Raw genomic sequence first — 1,571 nt, forward strand, 5'->3', positions numbered from 1 at the left:
ATCCCCTACCGGACACCACATCCTCTCAGGCCGCTGTTCTGGGAGAGTGGACTGAATCGTGAGGGGCACCAATGATTGATGCGCGGCGGACCGTAGAGATGGATCGGCTGCCCGGAGGGTTCCGATGAACGGTCCGCGCGAAGTGCTCGGCCTTCCGCCCTTCGCGCTGTTCTGGAGCGCAACGACCATCCGCTCTTTCGGCAGTGCGATCGCGGGTGTCGCGTTCCAGGTGCTGATCGTCTCGGTACTGAACGCAACGCCTGCGGAGATCAGCATTCTCGCGGCGCTCGGCGTAGTGCCGTACCTGCTGTTCGGTCTGATCGTGGGCGCGCTCATGGATCGGTGGCGGCGCCAGCGGACGTTGGTCGTCACCAGCATCGGGCGTGCGCTGATTCTGGGAATGATCCCCGTCCTTCTCCTTCTCGATGCGCTCACCTTCTGGTCACTCGCCGCGGCAGTCCTGCTGCTCGGTGTCCTGACCTTGTTCGCGGACTCCGCCGCGCAGCCGTTCCTCCCGCAGATCGTTCCCCGGTCGTCCTTGGTGATGGCCAACGCGCGACTGGGCCAGAGCGAGACCCTGGCGGGAACGGCAGGACCCGCGCTCGGCGGAGCACTGCTCAACCTGATCGGCCCACCACTCCTGCTCGCCTTCGACGCTGCCATCAACGCGGTGTCGGCGGTGCTGCAATCACGCATCAAGGTGGAGGAGCGCCGGCCCGATCGCCGCGCACCAGGCCGTCACATCGGTCACGACATCCTCGAGGGAATGCGATTCACCTACCGGCACCGCACCCTCCGGCCACTCGCGCTCTCCGTCCACGCCTGGTTCCTCGGCAACAGCATCGTGACGACGGTGTTCGCGGTGTTCGTTCTCCGAGAGCTGTCCCTGCCCGCTTGGGCGTTCGGCGTCTCGCTCGCGTTCGGCGGCGTCGGTGGCCTCCTCGGAGCTCTCGTCGCACCTGCTGTCGGGGCGCGGGTCGGAGCGGGTCGTGCGATCCTGCTGGGCCGTGCGCTCGTCATCCTGCCCTGGCTGGCACTCGCCGTTCTTCCCCTCGACGTGGACAGCGGCCTCGGTCTCCTGCTTCCCGTCGTCTGCGCCGTGCAGTTCGTCTACGGGCTGTCGATGGGTATTGAGGATGCCAACGACACGGGATACCGGCAAGCGATCGCGCCCGACGAGATCCAGGGCCGCATGAACTCCACCATCCGCACAGCGAATCGCGTCGTGTTTCTCTTCGGTGCGCTGTTGACCGGCGTCCTCGTAACGGCTTGGGGCTACAACCTGACGATCGGAGCGGCGGCGATCGCCTTCACCGCAGCCGCGCTCATCGTCGCACTCTCCCCCCTGCGCAATGCCCGCCACGAAGACGCAGAGATCTCTCCCGAGCAGGCTCCCGACTCGATGGACGAGACAACTCGCTAAGCGAGCCCGCCTGACGCCAAGTTGAGGTGTGCTCCAAACGAGCGCTCTCTGCCGCCATAATGCGATCGCAGAACACCGCCACAGAGCGATCATCTCTACATTTCGCGGCGGTCGGTGTCGCTCATGCGTGTACCGGTGAACGATCCCC

At 65.8% G+C, this 1,571-nt stretch carries 1 protein-coding gene; it reads left to right on the top strand.

Annotated features, from left to right (window positions below; genetic code table 11):
- Positions 1–124: 124 nt before the first annotated feature.
- Positions 125–1,423 carry an MFS transporter gene (locus C5D08_RS16540; RefSeq protein WP_104277942.1) on the top strand — a complete coding sequence of 433 codons (1,299 nt, stop codon included), beginning with the start codon at positions 125–127 and terminating at the stop codon, positions 1,421–1,423.
- Positions 1,424–1,571: the final 148 nt, after the last annotated feature.

It is taken from the genome of Rathayibacter sp. AY1B6 (assembly GCF_002932755.1).
GTDB lineage: Bacteria > Actinomycetota > Actinomycetes > Actinomycetales > Microbacteriaceae > Rathayibacter.